This window comes from Pontimicrobium sp. MEBiC01747, assembly GCF_053601635.1.
Genome location: NZ_JBSHNS010000034.1, coordinates 1 through 9,704, shown reverse-complemented (window position 1 = coordinate 9,704; position 9,704 = coordinate 1). Strand labels below are relative to the sequence as shown.

The 9,704-nt window shown below is 30.2% G+C and carries 9 protein-coding genes; 5 read left to right on the top strand and 4 right to left on the bottom strand.

The annotated features are described in order from the left end of the window. The coding region (locus tag ACVC2P_RS00465) for an MATE family efflux transporter (protein ID WP_452596522.1) at nucleotides 1–1,101 on the top strand (1,101 nt) is incomplete at its 5' end. A gap of 60 nt (nucleotides 1,102–1,161) precedes the next feature. On the opposite strand, the gene ACVC2P_RS00460 is transcribed toward ACVC2P_RS00465, so the two are convergent. Beyond that, the gene (locus tag ACVC2P_RS00460; protein ID WP_452596521.1) at nucleotides 1,162–2,220 is read right to left on the bottom strand and encodes a hypothetical protein; all 1,059 of its coding nucleotides are present in this window, start codon (nucleotides 2,218–2,220) and stop codon (nucleotides 1,162–1,164) included. Between the two features lie 139 nt (nucleotides 2,221–2,359). On the opposite strand from ACVC2P_RS00460, the gene ACVC2P_RS00455 reads away from it, so the two are divergent. Next, on the top strand, nucleotides 2,360–2,968 hold the full coding sequence (locus ACVC2P_RS00455; RefSeq protein WP_452596520.1) for a DEAD/DEAH box helicase: 609 nt from the start codon (nucleotides 2,360–2,362) through the stop codon (nucleotides 2,966–2,968). 54 nt (nucleotides 2,969–3,022) lie between these two features. On the opposite strand, the gene ACVC2P_RS00450 is transcribed toward ACVC2P_RS00455, so the two are convergent. Further along, nucleotides 3,023–3,727 carry a hypothetical protein gene (locus ACVC2P_RS00450; RefSeq protein WP_452596519.1) on the bottom strand — a complete coding sequence of 235 codons (705 nt, stop codon included), beginning with the start codon at nucleotides 3,725–3,727 and terminating at the stop codon, nucleotides 3,023–3,025. A 246-nt stretch (nucleotides 3,728–3,973) separates the two neighbouring features. On the opposite strand from ACVC2P_RS00450, the gene ACVC2P_RS00445 reads away from it, so the two are divergent. Then, entirely contained in the window at nucleotides 3,974–5,047 is a 1,074-nt protein-coding gene (locus ACVC2P_RS00445) for a DUF3667 domain-containing protein (RefSeq protein WP_452596518.1), read from the top strand. Nucleotides 5,048–5,162: 115 nt separating this feature from the next. Here ACVC2P_RS00445 and uvrA read toward each other — a convergent pair whose 3' ends face one another. After that, nucleotides 5,163–7,949, bottom strand: a complete 2,787-nt coding sequence (uvrA, locus tag ACVC2P_RS00440) for an excinuclease ABC subunit UvrA (RefSeq protein ID WP_452596517.1) — start codon at nucleotides 7,947–7,949, stop codon at nucleotides 5,163–5,165. 238 nt (nucleotides 7,950–8,187) lie between these two features. Here uvrA and ACVC2P_RS00435 point away from each other — a divergent pair, with 238 nt between their 5' ends. Further along, nucleotides 8,188–8,772: an RNA polymerase sigma factor gene (locus ACVC2P_RS00435; protein WP_452596516.1), complete on the top strand. Its 585-nt coding sequence runs from the start codon at nucleotides 8,188–8,190 to the stop codon at nucleotides 8,770–8,772. Between the two features lie 84 nt (nucleotides 8,773–8,856). After that, nucleotides 8,857–9,000 carry a hypothetical protein gene (locus ACVC2P_RS00430; RefSeq protein ID WP_452596515.1) on the top strand — a complete coding sequence of 48 codons (144 nt, stop codon included), beginning with the start codon at nucleotides 8,857–8,859 and terminating at the stop codon, nucleotides 8,998–9,000. A gap of 60 nt (nucleotides 9,001–9,060) precedes the next feature. On the opposite strand, the gene ACVC2P_RS00425 is transcribed toward ACVC2P_RS00430, so the two are convergent. After that, nucleotides 9,061–9,704, bottom strand: a 644-nt coding sequence (locus ACVC2P_RS00425; protein ID WP_452596514.1) for a sensor histidine kinase, incomplete at its 5' end; no start/stop codon positions are given.

Here is a 9,704-nt window from a genome sequence, read left to right as displayed (position 1 = left end):
GAGTATACTTGGTATATTTTTTTAACAGCCATAGTGTTTGCTTATTTCGAAGTATTTTATGCCTGGAGTAAAGTGCAATTAAAAAGTGTCTTTGGGAATTTTATGAAAGAAGTATTTCATAGAATATGTATTACACTTTTATTAATAAGTTTATACTATAAATTGTTAACAGTACATGTGTTAATAGAAAGTATTATTGTGGTTTATAGTATAAGAATGCTAATAATGATGTTTTATGCATTTAGCCTAAAACCTCCGGTATTTAAATTTGTAAAACTAAGCCTGTTTATTCCTATTTTAAAATATACATCTTTAATTATAATAGCTGGATCTGTAGCTAACATAATATTAGAGATAGACAAATTTATGATTGGGCAGTATGTTGCTATAGAAAATGTAGCCTATTATGGTGTAGCTATTTACATAGCAACAGTTATAGGTGTGCCTTCTAGATCTATGCATCAAATAACACATCCTTTAACAGCAAAATTGCTTAACGAAAATAACAAGGTAGATTTAAAAATTTTATATAAGAAGAGTTCGTTAAACCTATTAATTATTAGTGGTTTTATTTTTTTAATAGTAATACTAAATGTAAACCAATTGTATAATTTATTACCTAATGAATACGCGGGCGGTTTTATTGTTGTGCTAGCAATAGGGTTGGTAAAATTATTTGACAATATGTTAGGTAATAATAACTCTATATTATTTAATAGTGACTATTATAGAGTTATTTTGCTTTTAGGAATTGTTTTAGCAGTATGCACGGCACTACTTAATATAGCTTTTATTCCCAAGTTTGGAATAAATGGAGCAGCTTATGCAACATGTATAGCTATATTTATTTATAATACTATAAAGGTGCTATTTGTATATGCTAAATTTAAAATGCTACCTTTTAGTTTAAATACGCTAAAAGCATTAATATTAATACTAATATGCGGATTTGGGTTTTATTTTTGGGAGTTTCAATTTCATCCAATATTAAATATAGTTTTAAAATCACTCTTAATAAGTCTGTTTTATGGAGTTATAGTATACAGATTTAATTTTTCTGAAGACATTTCGATCTTAATTAATAAACTCCTTAAACGATAAAGTCCCGCATACTTAGTTAAGTATAACAGGACTTTTTTTAACCAACTTAAATAATTATAATTAGATACGTCTTGAAGATCTTGATCTTGTAGACGCATTATTTCTTCTCGAATTAGAAGACCTTGTTGTCCTTGTTTGGGTTTTATTCCTTTTAGGAGTTCTAACTGAAGTTCTGGTTCTAGAACTAGGAGTAGCTTTTTTTCTAACTCTTGGCGAACTAGATTGTGGACGCACACTAGAAGATCTAGGTTTAGAAAGTGTTCTATTAGGTCTTGTTGTATTTCTGTTTATATTTCCTCTAGTTCTTGTAGTAGTGTTAGTACGTGTACGTGTTCTAGGGGTATTAGCTTGTGTCGTTGTGCGCGTTCTATTAGAACGTGTAATGTTTCCTCTTGTTCTAGGGTTATTACTTGTAGAAGATTGTCTTACACTACGCCCATTTCTTCTAGAAGCATAACTTGTATTTCTAACAACCCTATTACCTCTTCTACTAGCTACCGCTGTTGTTCTTCTATAGTTATTTCTATAAGGTCTATCGTAAATATAACGAGTAGGAGTATAAAATTGTCTGTAAGGTCTGTTGTAAACTACACAGTAATTTGGTGAAGGAATTACATAATAAGAGTGCCATGGTCTATATACATAACGTCTATTATAAACATTAATAAAGCCTGTACAGTTATAAAATCTGTTAAATCTATAATTTACATATAATCCACCAACTCTAGAAATAAAACCTCTGTTGTTGTATGAAATGCAGACATCTCCAATCTGTCTAACTCTACCATAGTAGTCATAAAACACAGGCGTATTTTCTACTTGAATTACGGCTCCAAACTCATCGTACTGTACGTAAGCACTATAATCGTAACCAGTGTTGAAGCTAATATTTACATGAGGATTACCTATAGAAACATTAACGTTAGTGTGATTATTAGGAATATAAAAATCGAATTGTCCATCTGCGAATACTGAAAACTCAATACCTTGTTCATTAAAAATAAAAGATTTACCGTAACCGCGATAATTTGCTAGACCGCTAGCCTCTAATGTTTCATCTGCATTAGCAGTAACACTAGTTATTAGTAGACCAACAAATAAAAAGAGTAATTTTTTCATAATTGTTTGTTTTTAGGATTGAATATTAACTACACTTCAACCATCGTGCCAAAAACAATAAAGGCTAAATTTTGTAGGCTCGTAAATTACCTTTAGTTTCGCTTAGTTTAGTAATCATTTTGATTTAAATACTTAAATTATGTCATTCAAAAAATTAAATCCAGAAATAAAAGAAGCCTTAATTAATAAAGGGTTTGAGGAACCTACTTCGTTTCAAAAAAAAGTATTACCTAAAATTAAAAGTGGCGTAGATTTATATGCAATTGGAGAAAAAAATAGCGGAAAAACGACAGCGATTATTTTAAGTACAATGCAAAAATTAGGAAGTAAAGCATTTGAAGATGCACCTAGAGCATTAATATTGGTTAAAGATAAAGTGGAAGCTCTAAAATTAAAAGAAGCCTTTTTAGAATTTACAAAACGAACAAATTTAAGAATATATACTGCTTATGAAGAACATAGTATAGATGCCGAAAAAGATGAGATATACTATGGGCAAGATGTTATAATAGCTACGCCAAAACGTTTAAATAAACTTTTTTATATAAATGCAATAAACGTAACACAATTAAAACTATTTATTATAGAAGATGCAGAATTTGCAGAAAGAGGAATGTACTTTGCAGATGTTAACAGAATTCCTGAAAGTATTGGTAAATGCCAATATGTAATTTTTGCAGAAAAACTAACAGACAAGTTATTACGTTTTCAAGATACTTTTATGTTTAATGCACAAACGGTTAAATAAAAATAAACCTTACACTATGTAAGGCTTATTTTTAAATATATTAGCTATAAAGAATTAACGTTTACTCTTTTTTCTTTTTTTACCACTCTTGTAGTAATAGTTATCATCATCATTTCCGTAATCATCATCCCAGTCATTATCGTAGTGATCATCTTGGTCATGGTGATTATCATGGTGGTTAGTACTACAACCTGTTACTCCACAAAATCCACAACCTTGATTATTAAAGTTTACATACCCTGTTGTTGCAATAATATGCCCTCGTCTATTATATCGTATATGTAGCCCTCCAATTTGTCTTACCAAACACGCTCTATTATAACTTACATATACAGAGCCAATACGTTTTACTTGTCCAGTACGGTTGTAGTTTATAAAAACATTACCAATACGTCTAACTCTACCATTGTAATCATGCTTTATAATTACACCTCTATTTCTTCTGGATTTTGAGAATTTAACTCTTGTGCCTGGAGCACCAAATGTTCCGTTTATAGAGCCACGTCTTGTTTTATTTCTTCTGTAATAAACATCGTAATCATCATAATGATTTGAGGTTATATCTGTATTAAAGTCAAAACTACCATCAGGGAAAATTAAAAACTCTACACCACGCTCTACAAACTGAATTGGTTGTGCATAACGATAGCGTGTTGTAATAATATCTTCACCTTGTGTTGCAGTGTCGATTTTTTCTGCTGCTGAAACAGTTGTTAGTCCCACTAACAATACTGTAAATAATTGTACTAATGTTTTCATAGTATTAGGGTTTTAGATGATGCCTACTCATTTAGCTTTTCGGCTTACGCTATTTGTAGTTGTAAGTTTCAATTAGCGTGCCAAAACGGGGAGCCCTTGTTATTACTGTAATTGTGTAAGATTTTAAAATGTAACTTTTTATAAATTAAAAGACCTATAAATAGAGAAGTGATTTAATTTTTCTATTTTTAGCGTAATTATTTATTTTAATGCCATTAGATAGATATAACAAACGTAGCCAACTCAATGTCTAAAGAAAATATAACCTGCAAAAATTGCGAAACATTATTAGAAAGTACTTTTGAATTTTGCCCCAATTGTGGTCAAAAAACAAAAGAAGAGCTAACAGTTGGCGTATTATTTTACAACACTATTAGCAATTATTTTGCTGTAGATGCTCGTTTTTTTAAGAGTTTTATTCCATTAATGGTAAAACCTGGTTATTTAGCTAACAAATTTATACAAGGAAAACGTTTACTATACCTGCATCCAGCACAATTATATTTGTTTATATCTATAGTTTTCTTCTTTCTATATTCGTTTAAACAAAAAGAACAAATAAATGCAATAAGCACAGCAGCAACTATTGATGAGCAAGTGCGTAAAGCTACAGACTCTGCAGTTTCAGAAATAGAAAAAGATTCTATAGCTAAAGCAGTGATTTTAGAAGAAATGAAGAAAAATCAAACGGCTATGGGGATTAAAGATGAAGATATGAAAGCTTTAGATTCTATAGTTAAAACCCAAAAACCAGAAGAGAACTTAAGGTTTACTTTTGGGTTTGATGAAAAGAAAGTAGATTCTCTTTTAGCAATTAAAGCTTCTAAAGATGAAGTGTATACAGCCATGGGGATGGAAGAAGGGGATGGGGCACTAACAAGGAAGTTTTATGCTCAAATGCTTAAAATTTATAAAAATAAAGGAGGGATTGGTAATATTTTAAGGGCGTTTTATGATACTGTACCAATATCTATGTTTTTTTTACTACCAATTTTTGCGTTTATTTTAAAAATGCTGTTTTTTAGAAGAGGTCGTTTTGCCCATCATCTAGTGTTTACATTTTACTTCTTTGCATATTTATTTACTGTATTTAGTATTTTAATATTTATGAGTTTAATATGGGATGTAATACCTGTATGGTTAGATGTTTTAATTGTATTATCTACATTTTTCTATTTATTTCTAGCAATAAAACGATTTTATGGTCAAGGTTGGTTTGTTAGCTTGTTTAAAAGTTGGGTAGCTACCGTTACCTTTATGGTTTTTGTTTTACCAATTGCTGGAGCTTTTATGTTAATATTTGCCTTTATGTTTTATTAAAATATAAACACATTTCATAGCCGAATGAGCTTATAAAATTAAGATATAAAGCAAGCAACAAGCTTTTTATTTTTTAAGTATAAAAATATATAGTTGCCTAAAGCAATTAAATAAATTATAGCTTTTGTTTTAAATACTTTCCTGTTTCAGAAGCTTTATTTTTTACTATTTCCTCTGGTGTACCAAAAGCGACCAAATGGCCTCCATTTTCTCCTCCTTTAGGGCCTAAATCAATAATATAATCAGCACATTTTATTAACTCTAAATTATGCTCAACAACAATTATAGAATGTCCTTTTTCAATTAAAGCATTAAATGATTTTAAAAGCTTTTGAATATCATGAAAATGTAACCCTGTAGTCGGTTCATCGAATATAAATAAAGCTGTTTCTTTAGTATTACCTTTTCCTAGAAAAGAAGCAAGTTTTATACGTTGTGCTTCTCCACCAGAAAGTGTAGACGAACTTTGGCCAAGTGCCACATAACCTAAACCAACATCTTGAAGCGGCTGTAGTTTGTTTTTTATTTTAGAGACTCCATTTTCATCAAAAAAAGCAATAGCGTCATCTATAGTCATACTTAAAATGTCATCAATATTTTTATCAGCAAACGTAACCTCTAAAACCTCTTTTTTAAAACGTTTTCCTTTACAAGTTTCGCATTCCAAATGCACATCTGCCATAAATTGCATTTCTATAGTAACAACACCTTCCCCTTTGCAGGTTTCACAACGTCCACCATCTACGTTAAAAGAGAAGTGTTTAGCCTGGTAGTTTCTAATTGCACTAAGTTTTTGTTTAGAGTATAAAGCACGAATATCGTCATAAGCTTTAATGTAGGTTACTGGGTTGGATCTAGAGGATCTTCCAATAGGGTTTTGGTCTACAAACTCTATATGCTTTACATTACTATAATTTCCTTTTAGTTCTGTAAATTGGCCTGGTTTGTCTCCAAATCCAGTTAATTGTTTTTGTAAAGCTGGGAACAAAATCTTTTTTACCAGAGTACTTTTACCGCTTCCAGAAACACCAGTAACTACAGTTAACATGCCTAAAGGAAATGTAACATCTATGTTTTTTAAATTATGTTCACGCGCTCCAATAATATCTACATGATATTTTGAGGAGCGTCTTGCTTTTGGAACTTCAATTTTTAATGTACCATTTAGGTATTTTGCTGTTAAAGAATTTGAAGCCAAAATAGCTTTATAATCTCCAGTGGCCACAACATGTCCACCAAAAGTACCAGCTTCAGGGCCAATATCTATAATTTCGTCTGAAGCCTTCATAATATCATCATCATGCTCTACTACAATAACTGTATTACCCAAATCGCGTAATGCTTTTAGTACTACTATTAAACGTTCTGTATCTTTTGGGTGTAACCCAATACTAGGCTCATCTAAAATATACATAGAACCAACTAAGCTACTACCTAATGATGTTGCCAAATTTATGCGTTGACTTTCTCCTCCAGATAATGTGTTAGATTTTCTGTTTAAGGTTAAATAATCTAGTCCTACATTAGATAAAAAGGCTAATCGATTATTTATTTCTTTTAATAAACGTTTAGCAATAGTTGTATCATGATCATTAAGCTCTAGTTGGTTAAAGAAATTTGCTAATTTGTCTAGCGGCATTTCTACCAAATCTGTTAATGTCGCCCCAGCAATTTTTATATAATTTGCTTCTGGGCGTAAACGTTTACCATTACAAGTTTTACATTTTGTTTTACCACGATAACGTGATAACATGACTCTATTTTGAATTTTATATGCTTTAGATTCTAGCTCAGCAAAAAATGAAGATAATCCTTCAAAATGTTTGTTTCCTTTCCAAATTAACTGCTTTTGCTTTTCACTTAGCTGAAAATAAGGCTTGTGTATAGGAAAATCGAAATGATGAGATTTATTTACTAATTGATCTCTGTACCAACTCATGCTTTCTCCTCTCCAAGGAAAAATAGCGTTTTCATATACAGAAAGTGCTGTGTTGGGGATAACTAAGTCTTCATCTATACCAATAACATCTCCGTAACCTTCGCATTTAGGGCAGGCGCCATAAGGATTATTAAAACTAAATAAATGTACATTGGGTTCTAAAAAGCTAATGCCATCTAATTCAAATTTATTGCTAAAATGCCGCGTTGTACCATCTTTTACATATTCTATAAAACATTCGCCTTTTCCTTCAAAAAAAGCGGTTTGTATAGCATCGGCCAAACGATTATAAAAATCTTCATCATGTTTAACAACGATACGGTCTACAACTAAAAACACATTTTTAGTAGCTTTAGTAATAGCTTTAGCTTCGTCTATACGAATAACTTTACCTTCAGCTTTTATACGAGCGTAACCTTGTTGGTTTAGTGCTTTTAATTTATCGGCCATCTCTCGCCCTTCTTCTAAATAAATAGGAGAGAGCAGTAACAGCTTTTCTTTTTCTTCTATGGTTTTAATAAACTCTATAACATCGGTTACTGTATCTTTTTTTACCTCTAATCCAGATTTTGGAGAATAAGTTTTTCCAATTCTAGCAAATAGTAATTTTAGATAATCGTAAATTTCAGTAGTAGTCCCTACTGTAGATCTTGGGTTGGTAGAATTAACCTTTTGTTCAATAGCTATTGCAGGAGCAATCCCTTTTATGTAATCTACTTTAGGTTTATTTAAGCGACCTAAAAACTGTCTTGCGTAACTAGATAAGCTTTCTACATAGCGTCTCTGGCCTTCTGCATATAAGGTATCGAAGGCTAAACTAGATTTTCCTGAACCCGATAAGCCTGTAATAACAACTAACTTATTTCTGGGGATAACAACATCAATATTTTTTAGGTTGTGCAATTTAGCCCCTTTAATAATAATGTTTTTTTTAGGATTTACTTCAGAAAGACTAGTACTCATAGGTGTTTTATAAAAAATAATTTAGCAAAGATAACATATCTATTCTAGCTTGTAAATAACTTTATTGTGCAATAAAATGTTAAAAGTTTAATTTTTTTTTGTTTTTTTTAAATGAATGTTGTTATATTTGAGACATACAAACAACAAAACTATCATTGCCTATAGCAAATTTTTACTTTTTAAAATTATGAATCCCTAAGTATGAAGTCCGCTTCTGCTGGAAAAAAAAGTAAAAATTATGCGAAAAGAACTTATCTCGGACGCTACTTTAGTTAGTAGTTATATTAAAGGCGATGAATCCTCTCTGGAAATATTAATTAAAAGACATAAACAGCGTATATATAGTTTTATATACTCTAAAGTTTACGATAGAGATGTTGCAGAAGACATCTTTCAGGATGCTTTTATTAAAGTAATAAGAACCTTAAAAAAAGGAAATTATAATGAAGAAGGTAAATTTTTACCTTGGGTAATGCGTATATCCCATAATTTAATTATCGATTATTTTAGAAAAAATAATAGAATGCCAAAATTTGATAATGGTGGTGAATTCAGTATTTTTTCGGTGTTAAGCGATACGAGTTTAAATGCAGAACATGCTTTAATAAAAGATCAGGTAGAGTTAGATGTAAGACGCTTAATAGAAGAACTTCCAGAAGATCAAAAAGAAGTTATTTTAATGCGTATGTATAACGATATGAGCTTTAAAGAAATATCCGAACGTACAGGAGTTAGTATTAATACAGCTCTTGGAAGGATGCGTTATGCACTTATTAATATGCGTAAAATAATAGAAAAGCATAATATTATTTTAACAAATTAATTACAAGAATTTTAAAATATTTTATAATAACACAATATAGTCAGTTTTGCTCCGTTATTAAGTCATAATCAATTAATAAGTAATATGGCAAAACTTTACTCAGAACAATCTAAAAAAGAAATTAAATTGAATCCAAAAGATGAAACTATAAGTTTTATTCTTAATTATTCAAAGTCTTTAAGTGTTATAAAGTATAAAGACGTTACGTTTGAATCGCATAAGAACTAAAACTAAAAAGCCTTGATATAATTATCAAGGCTTTTTTATGCATAATAGATTTAGTAAAAGTTAGTCTTTTTCTATTTTGAACTTAAATGTAGTATGTTTGCCTAAAATAGAAGAAGCGGTTATAGTCCCCCCTAATGCAGTGATAAGCTTTTTTGTAGTAGCCAAGCCTATTCCGTTACCTTGATTACCATACTTGTCTTCTTGTGCTATTGTTTTAAACAAATCGAAGATATTATCTAAATCCTCTTCTGGTATACCACGACCATTGTCTGTATGGCTGAAGTAGTAAAAGTTATCATCTTCGTTGCAGTTAATATTAATAATAACCTGAGTTTTATCGTTATATTTTATAGCATTAGTTAATAAATTAACAAAAACTTGCTCTAAAGCTGCTCTGTTTAAAAAAATGTTTTTTGTAGTGTTTGTTAAATTTATTTCAGCTTCTTTGCTTATATCTACAATACTTTTACAGTCTTTAATAATTTCTTCAACTGTAAATAATTCTTTTTTTAATCCTAATAATTTGTCGCTTCTGTAAAAGCTTAAAACGCCATCAATATACTTTTTTAGCGAAGTAGAAGATTCCTGCAAGTAGTCTATATATTGCATAGAATCTTTTGAAAGATCTGGATTTTCTGTTTTTAATAATTCTGTTAAGCTAATTATATTGTTAACGGGAGATTTTAAATCATGAGAAACAATAG